Consider the following 21055-nt stretch of genomic DNA (forward strand, 5'->3'; position numbering starts at 1 on the left):
GGGTCAGTCGTCGTCGCGGCGCAGGCGGAACAGCCGCCGGTCGCCCGAGGAGCGCAGCTCGCGCAGGGCCTCGTCGGCGGCCTCCTCCAGCGCGGCGTGCTCGTCGGGGTCGGCCCGCAGGTCGGGCCGCGGCCGGGGCCGCCCCGGCTCCTCGGCCGACCACATCAGCTGCAACGCCGCCTCCCAGCGCAGCTCGAACATGCCGCGGGCCAGGGTGAGCCGGTCCGCGGCGTCGCGCAGCTCCCGCTCGGTGCCGCGCAGCTCGCGGCGCAGCTCCTCGGCCCGCCGGGCGTCGCGTTCCCGCAGGTCGACGACGGCGCCGGCCAGCTCGGCCACCACCGCGCGGTAGCGCTCCACGGCACTCACACCCCACCTCCGGCGACGCTGTCCGGGCCGCCCCCGCCCGCGTCGGTCAGGATGACCAGCTGCGGGCGGCCGTGCCGGGAGCGGTCGAGGAACAGCGCGCGCCCCGGCGTCGGCGTCCAGTCCAGCGGCTGTCCGCCCAGCAGCGGCACCAGGTCGGTGCCCTGCACGCCGGTCGCCACCCAGGCGCCCAGGTCGTCGATCGCCGCACCCGGCGGGGCCAGCAGCGTCTTCAGCCGCTGCGCGCCCTGCCACCAGCCCAGCACGTGCACCCCGACCCCGGGCCCGTGGCGCAGCAGCGCCCGCAGGTCCTCGGTGCCGGTGCGGTCCAGCATCGACTCCGCCGCGTCGGCGCCGAACACCACGACCAGCAGCGACGCGTGTCCCCCACCGCCGCCCGACGCGGCCCGGGCGCGGACCGTCGCCGCCAGCTCGGCGACGCGGGCGGCGAACCCGTCGGCGGACACCTTCTCCACCGTGCCGGGCAGGTCCGGGGCGAGCGCGCCCGCGGCCGCCGCCGCGTCCGGGGCCAGCGGCACGAGCAGGATCTGCGCGCCGGCCGGGTCGGGCAGCGACGCCGCCACCGAGCGGACGGCCGAGCACAGCAGCGGGACCGCGACGCGGGCGTCGGGCCCGATCACCCCGAGGTTGCGGCCGGGGCCGTCGGACAGCTCGGCGGCCGCGGGGCTGCCGTGCACGTCGACGAACTGCCCGACCAGCGCGCGGGGCACGCCGTCGGCGGGCAGCCGGGCGGCCAGTGCGTCGTGGGAGGGGGCGCGGGCGCCGTCGAAGACGACCGGCTCCGGGGTGTCGGGGAAGTCGGTGAACGCGGTGACCTGGACGTCGCGGACCACCGGACCGCCCGCCTCGGGCAGCCGGACCACGTGGTTGCCGTGCGCGACGCCCGAGTCGTGGTTGACGATCGCGTGCCAGCGCGGGAGCGCCAGCGCGGCCTCGTTGTCCTGGGCGAGGATCCGCCGCGCGCGGGGCAGCGCGATCCGCAGCACGAACTGCTCGAAGATCGCCGAGCGGCCCCACAGCGCGTCGATGCCGGAGACGTCCTGGCTGGCCAGGACCAGGTGCACGCCCTGCGAGCGGCCGCGCCGGGCGACGTCCTCCAGCAGCGCGGTCGCCTCGGCGCTGACGGCGTCGCGACCGGTGAACAGGAACTGGAACTCGTCGATGACCGCGACGATCCGCGGCAGCCGCAGGTCGGGACGTTCCACCCGGAGCTCGGCCAGCTTGGTCGCGCCGTGCCGGCGGGCGGCCTCGGCGCGGCTGCGCATGACCTCGGACAGGTGGCGCAGCAGTGCCAGCCCGAACTCCCGGTCGGTGTTGATGTTGACGCCGATCAGCCGGGCCTGCGGGAGCCGGTCGGCGCGGTGGCCGTCGGGGTCCGGGGCGAACGGGGTGAACGACACCCCCTCCTTGAAGTCGAGCAGGTACAGCTCGACCTCGTCCGGGCCGTAGTGCGCGGCGAGACCGGCGATCCAGGCCAGCAGCAGGTTCGTCTTGCCCGACCCGCTGGGCCCACCGACGAGCGCGTGCGGGGAGTGGTCGTCGAGGCTCAGCTCGGCGGGGATGCCGTCCTCGTGCCCGACGACGACCTTGAGCCCGTCGTGCGAGCGGCCCTCGCCGCGCCGCCGGGGCAGCATGTCCTTGAACGCGCCCAGCCGTCCGCGCCACTGCTCGTGCCCGGCGGCGATCGCCTCGCACACCGCGGTGACGTCGTCGGCCGGTACCGGCGGGTCCGGCTCGACGAGCACGTGCGGCCCGGTCACCGAGGTCCGCACCGGGACCGGCGACCGGTCGTCGGCCGGGTCGACGCCCGGCGGGTCCCCGAAGTCGACGGTCTCCACCGGACGCGGCAGGGCCGCCGGCACGTCGAGCAGCACCAGCTGCACCCCGGCCGCGACACCGCCGCGCGCCACCCGCTGCAGCTGGCGCAGCTCGGCCTCGGGCAGCTCGCGGCCGTTGCCGACGAGCACCGCCACCAGCCACGCCTCGGGCCGCTCCCCCGTGCGGTCGGCGAGCTCGCGCAGCGAGGTGGCGCCGTCGGCGAGCACCCGGGTCTGCACCCGGCGGATCCGGTCCGCGAGCTGGTCCAGCAGCCGCCCCAGCCGGGTCGGGTCGTGCACGGTCAGCAGCCCGGTGCGGGTCAGCGGGTACAGCCCCGGCAGGGCGCCTGCGAGCTGGCCGACGTCCCAGACGTGCACGTTCACCGCGCCGGGCCGGAAGTACCGCACGGTGCGCAGGACCAGCTGCTCGACCATCGCCTCGGCCCGGTCGCGGGAGCGTGGCGTCGACACCACCTGCAGGTGCGCGCCGTCGAGCAGCGGGACCGCGACCCGGAACGGGGCACCGCCCTCCACCGAGCCGGTGCCCAGCACCCACATCTCCGGGACCGGGCCGGTCGGCTCGACGGCGCCCGCGACCGGCCTCCAGTCCGCCGGGGCGTCCCCGGCGGCGCCGGGGGTGGCGTCGGCGACGATCTCCGACAGTGTCTGCGGCGAGTCGCCCTGCCAGCGGTCGAACACGTGCGCCCGGTCCTCGGCGACCCGGGCGAGGACGCCCGCGAGCCGCGGGTTGCCGAGCACCCGGGCCAGCCCCGGGTCGCGGCGCGCGGCGTCGTGCCCGGTCTCGCGCAGCCACAGCTCCGCCATGACCTCGGCGTGCCGGGCCGCAGCCCGGTCGCGGCGGCCCTCCGCCGCACCCAGGGCCCGCGACGCCGCCCGGTGGAACCCGTCGAAGGCGGACCGGATCCGCTCGCGACGGTTCGGACGACGTGCCATCAGGGGCGGGCGGGCGCGGTCAGAGCCGCGAGGCGACGTCGTCGGCGGACTGCATGGCGATGTGCAGGGCCTGCTCGACCTCGTCGATCTTCTCCGACGCGGCGGCGAAGCGGGCGCGGGCGTCGTCGGCGTCGTTCTGGGCGGTGCCGTAGATGTTCTGGGAGAACGCGGCGCCGGCCTCCTCGATGGCCTGGCGGGCGTGCCGCAGCGCGCCGAGGCTCTCGGTGGCCTGCTGGTTGGCCCGCCCGATCCCGGCCCGGATCTCGTCGATGTTCGCCATGCCCACCCTCCGTGCGTGCGCGTGCGGCGACCGTGACCCGGCCGACGCCGCGGTCAATCTATCGGCCGGTCCCGGTACCCGTTCATGGTGCGCCGGGCGTGCACCGCCTGCAACGGCGGGTGCGCCGTGCGCCGTAGCCCGTCACCGCGATCGGGGGGTCCGATACGTCCGTTCGTGACCCTTCCGCGCTGGAATGCGCTGCTCCGCTCGCCTAGCGTGCTCGGCGAACCCGCACGATCCCCCCACGACGTCGTGATCGGAGACTGTGACGATGGCCTCCCCCGGACCGCAGACGGACTTCCTGGAACCCCCCACCGGCGCGGCGCGGATCCGCTCGATCGGGCCGGGCCTGCTCGCGGCGGCCACCGGCGTCGGCGCGGGCGACCTCGTCGCGACGATGGTGGCGGGGGCGTCGTTCGGGACGGTGCTGCTGTGGGCCGCCGTCGTCGGCACGCTGGTCAAGCTCGCGCTCGGCGAGGCCGTCGGCCGCTGGCACCTCGGCTCCGGCGCGACCATGCTCGACGGCTGGCGGCGGCTGGGCTACTGGGCGACCGGCTTCTTCGGCGTCTACATCGTGGTGTGGGGCTTCGTCTACGGCGCCACCGCGATGTCGGCGGTCGGGCTGCCGCTGAACGCGCTGTTCGGCGGGCTGCCGGTCGGCGGGTGGGCGGCGATCGCGGGCGTCGTCGGGCTCGCGCTGGTGTGGGTGCAGCGCTACCACGCGTTCGAGAAGTTCATGACCGTGCTCGTGCTGATCAAGTTCGCGACGGTCGTGTTCGTCGCGATCCTGGTCGGCCCGGACCTGCCCGCGCTGGCGAACGGGCTCGTCCCGCGGCTGCCCGAGGGGTCCACGGTCTACGTGCTCGGCCTGATCGGCGGCGTCGGCGGGACGATCACCATGGCCGCCTACGGCTACTGGCTGTTCGCGAAGGGCTGGAAGGGCCCGAAGTGGCTGTCGATGATGCGCCTGGACAACGCGACCGGCTACATCATGACCGGCATCTTCGTGGTCTCGATGCTCGTCGTCGGGTCCACGATCCTGTTCGGGGAGAACCTCACCGAGTCCGACAGCGGGCTGCTCACCCTCGCCGACCGGCTCGGCGCCCTCTACGGCGAGCCGGTGCGGATCCTGTTCCTGGTCGGCTTCCTCTCGGTCACCTTCACCTCGCTGCTCGGCGTGTGGAACGGCGTGTCACTGCTGTTCACCGACTGGGTGCGGGCGATCCGGCTGCCGCACGGGAAGAAGGCCGCGATCGGGCCGGAGGTGACGAACGCCGTCGTCACCGGGGAGGAGGACGCCGCCGTCGCGACGCCCGGGCGCGGCGACGGAGAGGGACCCGAGCGCGGCGACGGGCCCGGGCGGCCCGGGGCCTACGAGGCGGCCCGCGCCGAGCGCTCGCTGCCCTTCCGCGGGTACCTGCTGTGGCTGACGTTCCCGCCGATGGCGCTGCTGCTCATCGGGCGGCCGTTCGCGCTGACCCTGGTCTACGGCGTGCTGGGCTCGTTCTTCATGCCGTTCCTGGCGGTCACGCTGCTCCTGCTGCTCAACACCCGCATGGTGGCGCCCGAGGCGCGCTCGCGGTGGCTGTCGAACGCGATCCTGGGGATCTCGTCGGTCCTGTTCGCGGTCCTGCTGGTCACCGACGTCTACGGCCGCCTGACCTGACCCCCCGCCTCACGGCCCCGTCCCTCCTCACGAACGGGTGGGACGGGGCCGGGCGGTCAGGAGATCTCGAGCCGGTCCCCGGTGCGCAGGGTGCCGGTGTGCTCGACGCGGGCGTAGAGCCCCGCGCAGGGCAGGACACCGAAGCCCTCGACCTCGACGCGGTTGCGGTCGGCCGGGCCGCGCAGGGCGTGCGGGGCGCGCGGCAGGTCGCCGTGCTCCAGCGTCGGCACCGAGCAGCGCGGGGTCGGCAGCGTCGCGACCAGCACGACGTCGCCGAGGGTCAGCCGTCGCCCGAGCCAGGTGTTCTCCACGAACGGCTCGGTGCCCGGCGGCGTCGCGACCACGACGTTGGGCCGGTAGCGCAGCGCCTCGACGCCGAGCGCGTCGAGCGTCGCCGTGGTGATCAGGTGCACCGGTGAGTGGTCGACGAACCGGCCGCCGGGTGTGCCCTGGGCGATCTCCAGGGTCGGCGCGTCGACCTCGGCGTCGAGGCCGTGCGCGAGCACGTCCTCCGGGTCCGGCCGTTCGACGACGGCGCCGTCGGCCCGCTGCTGCGCGACGACGACCGGGCGGCCGAGCAGCTCGGCCAGCGGCCCGGCGGCGGCCCCGGCGGCCACGGTGCGGCCGTCGGGGAGGGTGACCCGGACGTCGTCGCCGACGCCGGACGAGGCGCAGCGCAGCAGGGCCCGCCAGTGCCGGGGCTGCTTGGCAGTGGCCACCAGACCGGAGTCGGGGTCGGTGAGCGCGAGCGCCCGGTCGCCGACGACGCCGTGGGTGTCCAGGTCGAGCGCGGCGAGGTCCTCCCCCAGCATCGACTTGACCGGGTAGCGGTGCAGGCTCGTGACATTCATCCTGATCTCCCACAGTGGCGAGACAGTCTGCTTCTACTCAAGTACGCTCAGGGCGTTCAGCCACCCATGTATTGACACCTAGAGACTGATCCGATTCAATTTCCACAGGCTCCGAATCGACAAACAATTCAACGGTGCCTCCAGTCCGCCGGAACCCCGTGCGACGCACTGTATTGCGGTTTCTGTCATGGCCCGCACCCAACATCTCCTGGACGTGCAGTGCCGCCAACCCCGCCGCCTCCTCCACTGAGGACGGATACGAGCCATCCCGCACCATGCAGCTGCAGTACTCCGAGATGTCGGACTCGTGGACAATGAGCTGCACGGGTCGACGATACGCGAGATCGTCTCGCCCTATAACGCTGAAGACTCCAGCGTCACCCTCGGCCTCCACCTCGAATCCATCGGACTCCAGTCCAGCAATTACCACCCCACTGATCCCGTCAACCATCAAGGACAGTTCCTTACATCAGGATACGCAGTAATGACGTCTCCAGTGGAGAGGACCACGAACATTCGAAAGTTCTGCTGGCGGACAACTTGGTTCGTACGAAGATTCTTGAGGTAGATCACTCGGTTCAAGCACCCCTTTCCATCTCCTGCCGGCCGAGCAACATCAGGGTCTCGCGCGATCGACTCCATCGCAAGATCAGCGACATCTCGCCAGTTCATATATGTCCCGGCCGCCAACTTTTCGAAGTCCACTCGGTGCCTGGCTACGATGTGTCGGTAGCCCACATTAGCGTTTCCGCAGCGAAGATAGTAGTTGCTGCGGGCATTCACGGCGAACTGCCGCACCAACTTGGACTCTGGAGTGCTTGCGCCGCAGGCCCCCCAGGGCGCTGCCTCCGCCGGGGGAGCCAACATCAAGGAGGCGCCGACAAGTGACATCGCAACTACCGCAAACGCGGTGAAGTGTCTTACCCAACGATTCATCGTCGCCCCCCATGGTTGATGTTGATCAGCCTAGCACCCGAGATGGACCGTCGAACACGATTCATCCCCGAAGGAGTGGTCAGTTCCTTTTCAATCAACGTTCGGCACCCACAGACTTGACTTCCGGGGCCGAAGCATCCTTTCGGGGGGGGCGTTGCGGTTGGCCTAGTACTGCAACGGCAGTTGTTCAGTCTGGTGGTCGTTCGCCGCGGCGCCGGTACTGGCAGGCGCGGGCTTGGTGCTGGCGTATCCGCCGCCAGCGCGACCAGTGCATGACCCGGTCCGTGCAGGTCAGCGGTGCGGAGGCGAGGGTGGCGAGAGTCGTCGGATCTCGTTGCTGCTCAGCGGAATCAGCTGTGCTCGGCTGGGTGGAGGCCCCCCCCCGCATTGCGGCTTCGCAACGGAAATCGCGACGGCGTCGGTCGCGCTGCGGCGATGCGAGCACGATCTCCACCCGCCGTAATGGGATCAGGTACTTCGCCGTCGTGGTAGTCCTTACCAGGCGTCGAGCCTCATCCCGGTCGGCCTCGCGGACGAACATCTCAGGCTGACATCACATCACCTACCTCGTGTGGCAGCCTTCCAGGCCGCTGTCGATGCGGTTACAACTACAACGTTCCCGAACGAGGGAACACCAGCTCCGTACGGGGACTTCCGTAGTGAGAGGCTCGGTCAGACGAGTCCCTGCCGCTTGAGCCAGTCCCGGGCAATAGTTTCCACTGACGGCTTGTCAGACGCTCCCGCCGCCTCCCCCATCCCAAGTAACTCCTGCGTTGTCAGTTTTGCCGTCACGGCATTAAGTGCATCAACTACCTGCGGAGTCGCCTTCGCCTTATTGATCAACGGAACAACATTCTGCGCAGCAAAATTGCTCTTTGGATCGTCAAGGACCACGAATTCGTTCGCCGGGATCGCCGGGTCGGTGGTGAACAGGTCGGCGGCCTGGACGTCACCGTTCTTGAGCGCCGTGACCGTCAGAGTGCCGCCGGCGTCGAGCGAACGGTAGCTCTTGAACGTGCAGTTGTAGGTCTTCTCGATGCCGGGGATGCCGTCCGGGCGGGTCTGGAACTCCGGCGGCCCGCCGAAGACGAGCTCGCCGCAGCGGGCGGCGAGCGCGTCGATGGTCGGGGCCGACAGCTGCGCCGCGGTCTCCTTCGTGACGACGACGGCGTCCTTGTTCTCGGCCTCGGCCTTGTCGAGCACGATGAGGTTCGGGTCGGCGGTGCCGAGCGTCGACTGCAGGGCGGTGTAGACCTGGTCCGGCTCGGTCTGGGTCGCCGCCTTGTCCAGGTACTGCAGCAGGGTGCCGGAGTACTCGGGGATGAGGTCGATCGAGCCGTCCTTGAGCGCCGGGATGTAGGCCTCGCGGGACCCGATCGGCGGGCGGGTCTCGACGGTGACGCCCTTGGCCTGCAGCGCCTGGGCGAACACCGACGCGAGGATCTGGCTCTCGGTGAAGTTCGCGGCACCGACGACGACCGTGTTCTGGTCGGTGTCGGCGGGCTGCCCGCCGCCGGCGAGCGGGTCGGAGCCGCCGCCGCAGGCGGAGAGCGCGAACGCGGCGGTGACGGTCGCCGCGACGGCGGCGAGCAGTCGGGTGCGTCTCATGGTGGGTCCTCTCGGGGAGGGTCAGGCCGCTTCGCGGACCGGTTCGGGTCGGGTGGGGACCGCGCGCAACCGGCGCGGGGCGGCGGTCCGGCCGGTGGCCTGCAGGCCGGGCGAGACGATCAGCTTCTGCAGCCCGCCGAGCAGCAGGTCGGCGATGATCGCGAGCAGCGCCACCAGGATCGAGCCGCCGATCATCACTGAGAAGTCGCGCTGGCCGAGGCCGTCGATGATGAACCGGCCGAGGCCGCCGAGGGAGACGTAGGCGGCGATCGTCGCCGTCGCGATGACCTGCAGGGTCGCGCTGCGCAGCCCGCCGATGATGAGCGGCAGGGCGTTGGGCAGCTCGACCTTCCACAGCACCTCGGGGCCGCGCATGCCCATCCCCCTGGCCGCGTCGACGACGGCCGGGTCGACGTTGCGGATCCCGGCGTAGGTGCCGGCGAGCACGGCGGGGACGGCCAGCACGATCAGTGTGATGAGCGGGCCGAGCAGCGACAGCCCCAGGAACGTCGCGAGCAGCACGAGCAGCCCGAGCGTGGGCAGCGCGCGCAGCCCGTTCGCGAGCCCGACGACGAGGAACCCGCCGCGGCCGGTGTGCCCGATCCAGGCGCCGAGCGGGACCGCGACGACGACCGAGACCAGCAGGGTCAGCGCGGTGTAGCCGAGGTGCTCGGCGAGCCGCGCCAGGATGCCGCCGGTCATGGTCCAGTTCTCGGGCGTGAACAGCCATCCGAAGAGGTTCACGTGGTCGCGCCCGCCTTCCGGGTCCGGGCCCGCTGCCACGGGGTGAGCAGCCGCCCCGCGAGCAGCAGCGCGGAGTCGACGACCAGCGCCAGCAGCAGGACGAGCACGATGCCGGTGACGATCTGGGCGTCGTTGCTGCGGTTGAAGCCCTCGGTGAACAGCAGGCCGAGCCCGCCGAAGCCGATCACGGCGCCGACGGTGACCAGGCTGATCGTGGACACCGCGGCCACCCGCAGCCCGGCCACGATCACCGGGACGGCGAGCGGCAGCTCGACGCCGACGAAGCGGCGCAGCGGCGTGTAGCCCATGGCGTTCGCGGCGTCGACGACGTTGCCGGGGACCGCGGTCAGCGCGTCGGACACGGTGCGGACGAGCAGCGCGACGGTGTAGATCGTCAGCGCGACCACGACGTTGACCGGGTCGAGGATCTGGGTGCCGAGGACGGCCGGCATGAACACGAACAGTGCGAGCGACGGCACCGTGTAGAGCAGCCCGGCGGCGTTGGTCAGGACCGCGCGGACGGTCGGGTTCAGGTTGGCGAGCCGCCCCAGCGGGATCGCCAGCACCAGCCCGAGCAGCACCGGGACGAGCGCGTAGACGACGTGCTGGCGCAGCGCGCGCAGCACCGGGTCGAGGTTGCCGAGCACCCAGGTCACGACGGCGGCCTCACGCGGCGTCGCGGGCGGCGGGCAGGGCGGCCAGCACGGCGTCCGCGGTGACCGCCCCGGCGACCCGGCCGTCGGCGTCGACGGCGACGCCCTGCCCGGACGGCGACGACAGCGCCGCGTCGAGCGCGCCGCGCAGCGAGCCGGAGCCGACGGTGTAGAGCGAGCCGCCGGGGACGACGTCGTCCTCGCCGATCGGGCCGTCGCCGGCGGCGACCCAGCCCAGCGGCCGGCCGGTGCCGTCGACGACGAGCGACCAGCCGTCGTCGGGCAGGGGGTCGCCGACCGAGAGCACCGGCAGCGGGCCGAGCGGGATGTCGTCGGAGCTCAGGAAGCCGAGGCCGCGGTAGCCGCGGTCGCGCCCGACGAAGGAGTCCACGAAGTCGTCGACCGGGCGGGACAGCAGCACGCCCGGCTCGTCGTACTGGGCCAGCTTCCCGCCGACCCGGAACACCGCGACCCGGTCGCCGAGCTTGATCGCCTCGTCGATGTCGTGGGTGACGAACACGATCGTCTTGCCCAGCTCGGACTGCAGCCGCAGCAGCTCGTCCTGCAGGCTCTCCCGCACGATCGGGTCCACCGCGGAGAACGGCTCGTCCATCAGCAGCACCGGCGGGTCCGCGGCGAGCGCACGGGCGACGCCGACCCGCTGCTGCTGGCCGCCGGACAGCTGCGCCGGGTAGCGCCTGGCCATCGAGGTGTCGAGGCCGACGATCTCCATCAGCTCCATCGCCCGGTCCCGCGCGGCCTTCTTGCTGCTCCCGACGAGCATCGGCACGGTCGCGATGTTGTCGACGATCGTGCGGTGCGGGAACAGCCCGGCCTGTTGGATGACGTAGCCGATGCCGCGGCGCAGCTCCGCCGGGTCGGCGGCCAGGACGTCCCGGCCGTCGACGTGCAGCTCGCCGCCGGTCGGCTCGATCATCCTGTTGATCATGCGGAGGGAGGTCGTCTTGCCGCAGCCGGACGGTCCCACGAAGACCGTGATCCGCCCCTGCTCGGCGACGAGGTCGAGCTCGTCGACCGCGACCGTCCCGTCCGGGAAGCGCTTCGTGACGCCCCGGAACTCGATCATCGGCGGTTCCCCCTGCCGTCGCGCGGGACCCCTGCTCCCCGCTTGGTCGCAGCACACTAACCCGGTCGTGCGCGACGGGCGAGCGGTCGGCCGCAGGTCACGGGACCCCCTCACGCGTGACCTGCGGTCCGGTTCGGCACCGACGCCGCGGGCATGACCCTGACCACTGCCGCGGGCCCGCTCTGCCGTGCGGCGGGTGCGCCGCGGCGCAACAGTGGGGCCATGCCGAAGGAGCCCACGCGCCTGCCGAAGCCCGAACTGGACCTCGACCCGGACCACCCGCACGTCGCGGACTGGTTCCACTACGCCGACCTGCTCACCGACGCCGAGCGCGCCGACCTGCGCCGGGTGCGGGAGTTCCTGCGTGCCGAGGTCGCCCCCGTCGTGCTCGACGCCTGGGACCGCGCCGAGTTCCCGATGCAGCTCGTGAAGGGCTTCGCGGGCCTCGACCTCGCGGGGGCCGGCTACGCCGACCCGCCGGCGTCGCGGCTGTTCCTGGGGTTCCTGCACGCGGAGATCTCCCGGGTGGACCCGTCGGTCAACAGCTTCTACGGCGTCCACACAGGCCTCGCGATGGGCTCGATCCACGCCGGCGGCACGCCCGAGCAGCGCGAGCGCTGGCTGCCCGCGATGTCCCGGATGGACTCGATCGGTGCGTTCGGGCTGACCGAGCCGCACGGCGGGTCCGACGTGGCCGGTGGCATGGAGACCACCGCCACCCGCGACGGCGACGAGTGGGTCCTCGACGGCGAGAAGCGCTGGATCGGCAACGCCACCTTCGCCGACCTGATCATCGTGTGGGCCCGCGACACCGACCCGGACGCCGGCGGCGCGGTCCGCGGGTTCGTCGTGCCGTCGCCGTCGGAGGGCATGACGATCACGAAGATCGAGGGCAAGCAGTCGCTGCGGATCGTGCAGAACGCCGACATCCTGCTCGACCGGGTCCGGGTGCCGGAGTCGCACCGGCTCTCCGGCGGCTCGGGCACCTTCCGCGACGCCGGCCTGGTCCTGCAGCGCACCCGGGCCAACGCCGCCTGGGGTGCGGTCGGGGTGCAGATGGCCGCCTACGAGCTGGCGCTGTCCTACGCCGCCCAGCGGGAGCAGTTCGGCCGCCCGATCGGCGGGTTCCAGCTGATGCAGGACCTGCTGGTGCGGATGCTCGGCAACGTGAGCGCCTCGCTGGGGATGGCGGTCCGCAACGCCCAGCTGCTCGACGAGGGCCGGGGCTCGGACGCGCACTCGTCGCTGGTGAAGGAGTTCTGCGCGACCCGGATGCGCGAGACCGTCGCGCTCGGGCGTCAGCTCGTGGGCGGCAACGGGGTGGTGCTGGAGAACCGGATCGCGAAGTACTTCGCCGACGCCGAGGCGATGTTCTCCTTCGAGGGCACCCGGGAGATGAACACGCTGATCGTCGGGAAGGCGATCACGGGGCAGAGCGCGTTCGTGCGGTGACGACGGCGGTCGCGCCCGCGGCGGGCGGGCGCGACCGGCTCACCAGACGCCCGGGGTCCCGTCGGCCGGGGTCGCGCTCGTCGCCGGGGTGGGCAGGCCGCCGCCGCGCAGCACCCGGTGCAGGTCGTCGGGGCGCAGCGAGCGGGCGAACAGCCAGCCCTGGAACGCGTCGACCCCGAGGCCCCGCAGGACGTGGAACTGCTCGGCGGTCTCGACGCCCTCGGCGACGGTCTTGCGGCCCATCGCGCGCGCGACCTCGACGACGGCGCGGGCCAGCGCGAAGTCGGCCGGGTCGGTGCCGACGCCGGTGACGAAGGCGCGGTCGACCTTGACCGTCTGCGCCGGGAGCTCCTTGAGCCGGGCCAGCGACGAGTAGCCGGTGCCGAAGTCGTCGACGGCGAAGCGGACGCCGCGGTGCACGAGCTCGCTCATCGCGTCCAGCGCGGGGCGCGGCAGCGCGACCAGGCTGGTCTCGACGAGCTCGAGCACCAGCTGGTTCCACGGCAGCCCGGCGCCCTCGACGACGGCGGTGACGTCGGCCAGGAACGACGGGTCGGCCGGCAGCAGCCCGGCCAGGTTCACGGCGACGGCGACGGCCTGTCCGGCACGGGGCCAGGTCGCGGCCTCGGTGGCCGCGGTGCGCAGCACCCACAGGTCCAGTTCGCGCTGCAGGCCGCCGCGCTGGGCGACCGGCAGGAACTCGCCGGGCGAGACCTCGCCGTGCACCGGGTGCGACCAGCGCAGCAGCGCCTCGGCGGACAGCACGGTGCCGTCCGGCGCGACGACCGGCTGGTACTCCAGGCGCAGCGCGTCGCCCTCGATCGCGGCGCGCAGCTCGGCCTCCAGTTCCAGCTGGCGGCGCGCCGGGGCGACGGCGCCCCGCTCGGCGACGGCGACCGTGCCGCGTCCGCGCTGCTTGGCCTCGCGCACCGCGACCTCGGCCGAGCGCAGCAGATCGTCGCCGCGGGGGCCGCGGGCGTCGGCCTGCGGGCCGGCCACGGCGGCGTCCCGACCGGCGACGCCGACCGAGGCGGTCAGCGTGATCGGGCTGCCGGCCACGGTGACGTCGCCGCGCAGCAGCCCGGCGACGACGGCGGCGAGCGCCTGCGGTCCGCCGACCTCGTCGACGTCGGCGCAGACCACCGCGAACTCGTCGGCCGACAGCCGCCCGGCCGTGCAGTGGTACGGCAGCTCACGCTGCAGCCGCCCGGCCAGCTCGACGAGCAGGGTGTCGCCGGCGTCGTGGCCGAGGCCGGTGTTGACGCGGGCGAAGTCGTCGACGTCGCCGCAGACCACGGCGACCCGGCCGGCGTCCGGCCCGGCCAGCAGCCGGTCGGCGAGCTCCAGCAGCCCGGCCCGGTTGGGCAGCCGGGTCAGCGGGTCGACGGTGTCGGCCTCGCGGAGCACGTCGGCGGCGCGGCGGCGCTCCCCCACGTCGGTGACGACGAGCAGCCAGAAGGGGCGGCCGTCGTCGGAGGGCGCGGCGTTGACCACGACCTCGCAGTCGACCCGGGTCCCGTCGGCGCGCAGCAGCGGCAGCGACTCGATCCGGTAGGTCGGCTCGGGGTGCGACGGGTCGCGCAGCCAGTCCGGCAGGCCGCCGCGACCGTCGGACTGTGGCTCGGCGGACAGGCTGCGTGCCGGGACGCCGCGCAGGGTCTCCAGGTCGGCGTCGAGCAGCTGGCAGAGCGCCGGGTTGGCGTCGACGATCCGGCCGCGGCCGTCGAGCATCGCGACGCCGGTGGTGATGGTGGCGACGAGGTCGGCGAACCGCTGCCCGGAGCGCTGCGCGCGGGACTCTGCCCGGCGCCGGTCGGACACGTCCTGCACGGTCCCGATCAGGCGCAGCGGGGCACCACCGGGGGTGCGGTCGATCCGGGTGCGGCACGACAGCACCGCGCCGCCCTCGGGGCGGATCTCGGAGCTGTGCGCGGTGGTGGGCTCCGGCGCGGCGTCCGGGCCGCGGCGCAGCATCCGGCAGACCCGCTCGACCTGCTCGCCCTCGATGGGGCCGTCGGGGCCGTCGGGGCGCACGCCGAGCGCGCGGTAGAGCTCGACGAGCCCCTCGCTGCGGGTCAGCGTCCCGGCCTGCAGGTCGAAGGTCCAGGTGCCGGAGCGGGTGGCGCGCTCGAGGTCGAGCGCGGGGGCCTCGTCCGACGGCGCGGGCGCGGCGTCGGGGAACGGGGTGAGCAGCACGACGGTGCGGTCACCCGGCTGGTTCCAGCGGACGACCTTGACCCGGGCCAGGCGGCGGTCGGCACGGACCAGACGGGCGTCGGAGTCCGGGCCGACGAGCAGCTGCGGGAGCCGCATGCCGGTCGGGTCGGCGGAGCCGGCGAGGCGGCGGAGCGCGGCGTTGGTGTGGACGACGACGCCCCCGGCGTCGCAGACCATCGCGGGCGAGGGCGGGAGCTGCACCGCGGAGTGGTCGGCACCGTCGGCACCCGCGGCCCCGGACCCGGGGGTCCCCGGGCCGGGGGCCGCCTCGGCGACCGACGGGGCCGGGCCGGCCGGGCGTGGCGCACCGGGGAGGCGGCGGGCGCTGCCGAACGGCGGCTCCCCGAAGCCCGCGCCGGAGATCTCGGCGTCCGGCGCGGCGGCGAGGTTCAGGGCCTCCGCCCGGCCGAGGAGCGGCTCGTTCTCGGGAGCGGGCCGGGCGCGGCCCGCCGGGGTGCCACCGGGACCGGCGAAGGCCCGGGCGAGGTCACCGGCGAGACCGGGGTCCCGGTCCCTGTCACGGCGGGCACCCGGTGCCTGCTCCGCGCGTCCACCGGCCGGGTCCCCGACCGATGCACCCGGACGGTGTCCCGCCCGCGATTCCTGCTCCGACACGCCCGCCTCCGTTCCGTTCGGCAGCTCCGTGGGGAACAACGAGCCACCGTGCCGGGCGATCCGGGCGGGTAGACCGATCGAGCCACCCGATACAGCGAGTGACGGGACCGTTCGGCCCAACGCCGTTGCTCTGCCCGTCACTCACGGGTGGTGACAGGTAGTCGCCGGAGGGTGAAGGGTGTGACGTGCTCGGCGAGCGGTGGCAACCGATCCGACCGTGTGTGTTCGACCGCTCACAGCGCGCCGTGCCGTTCGGCGCAGACCCCGGTCGCACACGTTTCGTAACCGGGGTTATGGCCGTTCGTCAGCCTGCGGTCACGCCGGCGTCGCCCGCGGCGCGGGCCACCGCCGCGGCGACGGCCGGTGCCACCCGCGGGTCGAACGGGCCGGGCACGATCTTCTGCGGGGACAGCTCGTCGGCGACGACGTCGGCGATGGCGCGGGCCGCCGCGACCTTCATGTCGTCGGTGATGCGGCGGGCGTGCGCGTCCAGCGCGCCGCGGAAGATCCCCGGGAAGGCCAGCACGTTGTTGATCTGGTTCGGGAAGTCGCTGCGGCCGGTCGCGACGATCGCGGCGTGCCGGGCCGCGACGTCCGGGTGCACCTCGGGGTCGGGGTTGGACAGCGCGAAGACCATGCACTCCGGGGCCATCGTGGCCAGCAGCTCCTCGGGCAGCGTGGCGCTGGAGAGCCCGACGAACACGTCCGCACCGGCCAGGGCCTCGGCGATCCCGCCGGTGACCGCGCGCGGGTTGGTGACGGCGGCCAGCGCGGCCTTCTCCCCGCCGCGGCCGGCGTCGACGACCCCGCGCGAGTCGAGCAGCACGACGTCCGAGGCACCCGCGGTCAGCAGGATGCGTGCGCAGGCGATGCCCGCCGCGCCGGCCCCGGAGATCACGATGCGCAGGTCCGACAGCGAGCGGCCCTGCACCCGGCAGGCGCCGTCGAGGGCGGCGAGCAGCACGACGGCGGTGCCGTGCTGGTCGTCGTGCATGACCGGGCAGTCGAGCGCCTCGACCAGGCGGCGCTCCAGCTCGAAGCAGCGCGGCGCGGCGACGTCCTCGAGGTTGACCGCGCCGAAGGTCGGGCGCAGCCGGACCAGGGTCTCCACGATCTCGTCGACATCCGTGGTGTCGAGCACGAGCGGGATCGAGTCGAGCCCGGCGAAGGACTTGAACAGCGCCGACTTGCCCTCCATCACCGGCAGCGACGCGCGCGGCCCGATGTCGCCGAGACCGAGCACCGCGGTGCCGTCGCTGACGACGGCGACCAGCCGGTGCGCCCAGGTGTAACGGGCGGCGAGCGAGGCGTCGTCGGCGATGGCCCGGCAGACGTCGGCGACACCGGGGGTGTAGGCGATCGACAGGTCGCGCTCGTCGGCCAGCGGCGCGGTCAGGCCGGTCGCGAGCTTGCCGCCCTCGTGCGCGCCGAACACCTCGTGCCGGTCGGGGGCGGAACGGGTGGTCGGGTCCTGGGCGAGCGTCATGGGAAGACTCCACGGGTGGTGCGGTACGAGAGCGGCGCACGGACGCGCCTGCCGTTGCACCGGGCGTCGCGGGTTGACGTCGACCTGCTCGCGGTGCCGGACGGCCATCCCGCGCGCAGCGCCGGGATAGGGGCGCCGAGCCGGGACGAGCTGTCGGATCTGGCGAGGAGTCTAACCGGGTGGACGCCGGGAACCGGTCACCCGGCGCGTCCGGAGTGGCCACCCGCACACCGACGGGCGTACGGATCACCGCACGCCCGTCCCGGGAGCCGTGTCAGCGGGTCAGCGCAGCGGCGCCGGGGTGAGGTCGGGCAGCGGGAGCGCGGGCAGCGACGGGCCGCTGGGCAGCTCGGTCAGCGGCAGCACACCGGGTGTGAACGGGACCCGGCCGGGGACGACCTCCAGGGCGCCGACCTCGCCGTAGCGCTGGGCGTAGGCCAGTGCCCGGGCGATGTCGGTGACCCCGTTGGTGTTGGTCGGCAGCATCAGGCTCGACAGCAGCCCGAACGCCCGGCCGCGCGCGTCGAGGTAGCCCGAGCCCGAGTCGCCCGGTACCCCCGGCGGCGTGGTGGAGACGACGTGCGTGCGCGGCCCCTCCGGCTGCCCGAGGCTCAGGCCCTGCTTGTACGGCGTCGCCACGAGCTGGTTGGGCTGGAAGCTGTAGACCTTCTCCCCCTGCTCGGTGCCGTCCGTGTCGAGCCCGGTCGGGCCGCCGAAGCCGGGGACCGTCGGGTCGGCGACGGCGACGGCCGCCGGGCTCAGCTGGATCAGCGAGAGGTCGTTGTAGAGGCACAGCTGCGGGTCGGTCTCGCCGCGGTCCTGCATGACCGCCCAGGAGTTGTAGGCGACCCGTCCGGTGTAGTTCTTCCCGTCGCGGCCGCGGATGCCGACCTCGATGCCCTCCGGCATGACCGGCTCACGGCAGCCGTCGACCGAGGACATCGCGTCCTCGCCCGCCATGCAGTGCGCGGCCGCGCCCAGGTAGAGCACCCCGGCCGGGGCGGCCTGGTGCTCGGCACCGCGGCCGCCGGGCTCGTCGCGGTGCCCGTCCTGCCCGGCGGCCGGGGTGTAGAGGAAGTTGGCCGTGCACAGCTCGGCGCCGCCGGTGACCGGGGTGGCGATCTGCACGCCCGGGCCGATCGCCCCGGCCTGCACCGCCGGGGCGGACGGGGCGGCCGTCGCGACGCCCGCGGCGGCGGGCGCGGTGAGCGCGGCGGTGACCGCCAGGCCGGCCGCGGCGGCGATCCCGGCGATGCGCCGCCGCGCGGGGCGGCGGGAGAACTGCGACGACATGACGCTCCTCGGCTCGTGGTCCGCCACGGATCCCATCCGATCCGGCCACCCTGCGGGTACGGCGCGCCCGGCGGACTGCCCGGTCGGGTCCGGATCCGACCCGACCGGGTGACCTGATCACCGCGAGCGTCCCGCAGTGTCCGCGACTAGCGTCGCCGCCCGTGAGCACCGACGCCGATCCGGACGGACGGATCCTCCTGCTGCGCCACGGCGAGACCGAGTGGTCGCGCACCGGGAAGCACACCGGCCGCACCGACGTCCCGCTGACCGACGAGGGCCGGGCCGCCGCCCGCCGGGTGCGCGACGCACTGGCCCTGGTCCGCCACGACGCCCCGCCCGCCCGGGTGCTCTGTTCCCCGCGCACGCGCGCGAGGGACACCGCCGAGCTGGCCGGGCTGCACGTGGACGCGGTCGACGACCGGCTCGTCGAATGGGACTACGGCGACAACGAGGGCTGGACCACGCCGCAGATCCGCGAGTCCCTGCCGGGCTGGACGATCTGGGACGGGCCGTGGCCCGGCGGCGAGACCCCGTCCGACGTCGCCGCGCGCGCCGACGCCGTGCTCGCCGACGCGCGCGCCCTGCTCGGCGGCGGCGACGTCGTGCTCGTGGGACACGGCCACTTCTCCCGGGTGCTGACGGCGCGCTGGATCGGGCTGCCCGCGAGTGGCGGTGTGCATTTCCGCATGGACCCGGCCGGGGTCAGCGTGCTGGGGTTCGAGCGCGGGGTCCCCCGCCTCGACCACGTCAACCAGCGCCCCACCCCCGCGGAGGACCAGTGAGCGTCCGTACGGCCACCCCCGACGACGTGCCGGTCATGGTCCGGCTCGTGCACGAGCTGGCCGACTACGAGAAGGCCGCGCACGAGTGCGGGCTGACCGAGGACCAGCTGCACGCCGCGCTGTTCGACCCGGACCCCTCGGCCGGGGCCTTCGTGGCCACCGGCGACGACGGCGCGGTCGTCGGCACGGCCATCTGGTTCCGGACCTTCTCCACCTGGGAGGGCGTCGCCGGGATCCACCTGGAGGACCTCTACGTCACCCCCGGCGCCCGCGGCGGCGGGCACGGCGCGGCCCTGCTCGCCGAGCTGGCCGCCGAGGTGGCCCGGCGCGGCTGGAAGCGCCTGGAGTGGAACGTGCTGGACTGGAACACCCCGGCCATCGGCTTCTACCGCTCCGTCGGCGCGGTGCCGAACGAGGGGTGGACCACCTACCGGCTCACCGGCGACCCGCTCGTCGCGCTGGCCGGGCGGACCGGCGGGGCGGCGGCCCGCTAGTCCTCGGGGTACTCGTCGCCCATCGACCAGCGCCGGGACTGCTCGCTGATCAGCATCAGGAACGTGAACAGCACGAACAGTCCGCAGACGATGCCCCACACCAGCTGACGGCTGGGGCCCAGCGCGTAGTAGATGGCCGGGAACAGCAGCAGCTGCACGACGATCGCCGGGGTGCGGCAGCCGTGCACCCCGCGGACCAGCCCGTAGCCGACACCGGCCACGGCGGCCGCCAGGAGCACGAAGATCCCGGCCTCGGCGAGCCCGTAGTAGAGGCGGGCGCCACCGGCCTCCAGGGCGCGTACGCCCAGCACGACCGCGAGGACGGCGCCGACGAGGCCCTCGGCCGCGACGAGCACCCCCGCCACCCGCACGTTCTCCGGCGGTCGCTCCCGCGTCACGGGGCGGTCGTCGGGGTCATCGGCCACCCGCCGAGGATAGGCCGCCCGCCGCGGCGGCCACCGCCGGGCGGCCGACGGACCGGCCGGTGCGCGGTCGATACAGTCGCCCCGTGCGCGCGCTGCTCGTGGTCAACCCTCAGGCCACGTCCACCACCGCCGCCGGCCGGGACGTGCTGACCAAGGCCCTGGCCAGCGAGCTGAAGCTCGACGTCCTGCAGACCCGCTACCGGGGCCACGCGGCGGAGGCGACCGCGGCGGCCGTGGCGGACGGCGTCGAACTCGTCGTCGCGCTCGGGGGCGACGGGACGGTCAACGAGGTCGTCAACGGGCTGCTGGCCGCGCAGACCGGCTCGGGCAGCGGTGCCCCGCGGCCGGACCCGGACGCCACCGCGATGCTCGCGGTGGTCCCCGGCGGCTCGGCGAACGTGTTCGCCCGCGCCCTGGACATGCCGCGCGACCCGGTCGAGGCCACCGGGCACGTGCTCACCGCGCTGGCCCACCGGCGGCGACGGCTGGTCGGCCTGGGCTGGGCCGACGACCGCTGGTTCACCTTCAACGCCGGCATGGGCTGGGACGCCGAGGTGGTGGCCGCGGTCGAGCGCGCCCGCGCGCAGGGACACGAGGCCAGCCCCGGCCGCTACGCGCTGACCGCGATCGCCCAGTACCTCGCGCAGCTGCGCCGTCCGCCGTCGATGACGGTGGAGCTCCCCGACGCGGCGCCGCTGACCGGGGTGCGGCTGGCGTTCGTCTCCAACACCGACCCGTGGACCTTCCTGTCCGGCCGCGCGGTGCGGACCAACCCCCGCTCGTCGTTCGGCAGCGGGCTGGGGCTGTTCGCGCTCACCGGGCTGAGCCCGCGGACGATCGCCTCGACCCTGCGCCAGATCCTGGCCGCCGACGGCGACCCGCACGGGAGGCACATCGTCCGGCACGACGCCGTCGGCCGGGTGCGGATCACCTCGGAACAGCCTCTCGCTCTCCAGCTCGACGGCGACCACCTCGGAATGCGCACCGATGTGGAATTCCTCAGCGTGCCCGGAGCGTTACGCGTCGTCGTGTGAGACGGACGGTTCGTCGCGCATCGTGCGGGCGCTCTCACACGCCGGAGTGAGCAACCGCGCCATTCACCGATGTGAGCGGACCGTCGGTCCCGTTGGGGCTTACACCAGGCCAAACCCGTGATCCAAGGTGGTCCCTACGCAAGCGAGGCCACGAGCAATGCCGCTCGTGGAGGTTCCGTCCCACCGGGCCGGACCCCTCACTCAGAGGGTGTCCGGGTCGACATCGTTTTCGGGTGGCCGATTCCGGGTGGGACAGGGACACTGGATCGTGGAACCG

At 73.8% G+C, this 21055-nt stretch carries 17 protein-coding genes; 5 read left to right on the forward strand and 12 right to left on the reverse strand.

What is annotated here, in order from left to right:
• Window positions 1-3 precede the first annotated feature (3 nt).
• From MTO91_RS21485 to MTO91_RS21495, 3 genes are read right to left on the reverse strand one after another with little or no spacing between them, the layout of a single operon-like run.
• A complete protein-coding gene (locus MTO91_RS21485) occupies window positions 4-366 on the reverse strand; it encodes a hypothetical protein (protein ID WP_139283056.1) in 363 nt (120 codons plus the stop codon).
• Window positions 363-3155, reverse strand: a complete 2793-nt coding sequence (locus MTO91_RS21490) for an FtsK/SpoIIIE domain-containing protein (protein ID WP_476652513.1) — start codon at window positions 3153-3155, stop codon at window positions 363-365. Before MTO91_RS21490 ends, MTO91_RS21485 begins: the two co-directional genes overlap by 4 nt.
• Before the next feature lie 19 nt (window positions 3156-3174).
• A complete protein-coding gene (locus MTO91_RS21495; RefSeq protein ID WP_020623160.1) occupies window positions 3175-3435 on the reverse strand; it encodes a hypothetical protein in 261 nt (86 codons plus the stop codon).
• A 271-nt stretch (window positions 3436-3706) separates the two neighbouring features.
• Between MTO91_RS21495 and MTO91_RS21500 the strand changes: the two genes are divergently transcribed.
• Window positions 3707-5101 carry an Nramp family divalent metal transporter gene (locus MTO91_RS21500; protein ID WP_345649933.1) on the forward strand — a complete coding sequence of 465 codons (1395 nt, stop codon included), beginning with the start codon at window positions 3707-3709 and terminating at the stop codon, window positions 5099-5101.
• 56 nt (window positions 5102-5157) lie between these two features.
• Here the strand turns inward: MTO91_RS21500 and MTO91_RS21505 are convergent, their stop codons facing one another.
• From MTO91_RS21505 to MTO91_RS21525, 5 genes are all read right to left on the reverse strand, one after another.
• Complete coding sequence (locus MTO91_RS21505) at window positions 5158-5952, reverse strand: MOSC domain-containing protein (protein ID WP_345649930.1); 795 nt, start codon at window positions 5950-5952, stop codon at window positions 5158-5160.
• Between the two features lie 1608 nt (window positions 5953-7560).
• Window positions 7561-8496 carry an ABC transporter substrate-binding protein gene (locus MTO91_RS21510; protein ID WP_345646489.1) on the reverse strand — a complete coding sequence of 312 codons (936 nt, stop codon included), beginning with the start codon at window positions 8494-8496 and terminating at the stop codon, window positions 7561-7563.
• 21 nt (window positions 8497-8517) lie between these two features.
• The gene (locus MTO91_RS21515) at window positions 8518-9240 is read right to left on the reverse strand and encodes an ABC transporter permease (protein WP_345646491.1); all 723 of its coding nucleotides are present in this window, start codon (window positions 9238-9240) and stop codon (window positions 8518-8520) included.
• Window positions 9237-9896 carry an ABC transporter permease gene (locus tag MTO91_RS21520; RefSeq protein ID WP_345646494.1) on the reverse strand — a complete coding sequence of 220 codons (660 nt, stop codon included), beginning with the start codon at window positions 9894-9896 and terminating at the stop codon, window positions 9237-9239. Before MTO91_RS21520 ends, MTO91_RS21515 begins: the two co-directional genes overlap by 4 nt.
• Window positions 9897-9906: 10 nt before the next feature.
• The gene (locus tag MTO91_RS21525; RefSeq protein WP_345646497.1) at window positions 9907-10980 is read right to left on the reverse strand and encodes an ABC transporter ATP-binding protein; all 1074 of its coding nucleotides are present in this window, start codon (window positions 10978-10980) and stop codon (window positions 9907-9909) included.
• Between the two features lie 222 nt (window positions 10981-11202).
• On the opposite strand from MTO91_RS21525, the gene MTO91_RS21530 reads away from it, so the two are divergent.
• Complete coding sequence (locus tag MTO91_RS21530; RefSeq protein ID WP_208824153.1) at window positions 11203-12432, forward strand: acyl-CoA dehydrogenase family protein; 1230 nt, start codon at window positions 11203-11205, stop codon at window positions 12430-12432.
• A 39-nt stretch (window positions 12433-12471) separates the two neighbouring features.
• On the opposite strand, the gene MTO91_RS21535 is transcribed toward MTO91_RS21530, so the two are convergent.
• The 3 genes from MTO91_RS21535 to MTO91_RS21545 form a co-directional block, all read right to left on the reverse strand.
• Complete coding sequence (locus tag MTO91_RS21535) at window positions 12472-15264, reverse strand: putative bifunctional diguanylate cyclase/phosphodiesterase (RefSeq protein ID WP_476652515.1); 2793 nt, start codon at window positions 15262-15264, stop codon at window positions 12472-12474.
• A gap of 304 nt (window positions 15265-15568) precedes the next feature.
• A complete protein-coding gene (locus tag MTO91_RS21540; protein WP_251784247.1) occupies window positions 15569-16750 on the reverse strand; it encodes an NAD(P)-dependent malic enzyme in 1182 nt (393 codons plus the stop codon).
• A 282-nt stretch (window positions 16751-17032) separates the two neighbouring features.
• Window positions 17033-18079, reverse strand: a complete 1047-nt coding sequence (locus MTO91_RS21545; RefSeq protein WP_476652517.1) for a serine protease — start codon at window positions 18077-18079, stop codon at window positions 17033-17035.
• Window positions 18080-18204: 125 nt separating this feature from the next.
• Here MTO91_RS21545 and MTO91_RS21550 point away from each other — a divergent pair, with 125 nt between their 5' ends.
• Together MTO91_RS21550 and MTO91_RS21555 are read left to right on the forward strand one after the other, a co-directional pair.
• A complete protein-coding gene (locus tag MTO91_RS21550) occupies window positions 18205-18825 on the forward strand; it encodes a histidine phosphatase family protein (RefSeq protein WP_476652518.1) in 621 nt (206 codons plus the stop codon).
• Window positions 18822-19319 (forward strand): N-acetyltransferase family protein, encoded by a 498-nt coding sequence (locus MTO91_RS21555; protein WP_476652520.1) that lies wholly within the window; start codon window positions 18822-18824, stop codon window positions 19317-19319. The genes MTO91_RS21550 and MTO91_RS21555 overlap by 4 nt, the downstream gene beginning before the upstream one ends.
• Here the strand turns inward: MTO91_RS21555 and MTO91_RS21560 are convergent.
• Entirely contained in the window at window positions 19316-19744 is a 429-nt protein-coding gene (locus tag MTO91_RS21560; RefSeq protein WP_476652522.1) for a hypothetical protein, read from the reverse strand. The two genes, MTO91_RS21555 and MTO91_RS21560, sit on opposite strands and share 4 nt — an antisense overlap.
• Window positions 19745-19827: 83 nt before the next feature.
• Here MTO91_RS21560 and MTO91_RS21565 point away from each other — a divergent pair, with 83 nt between their 5' ends.
• Window positions 19828-20778 carry a diacylglycerol/lipid kinase family protein gene (locus MTO91_RS21565; protein WP_062397493.1) on the forward strand — a complete coding sequence of 317 codons (951 nt, stop codon included), beginning with the start codon at window positions 19828-19830 and terminating at the stop codon, window positions 20776-20778.
• The last annotated feature ends 277 nt before the right edge of the window (window positions 20779-21055 follow it).

Source organism: Pseudonocardia sp. 2-7, assembly GCF_056341085.1.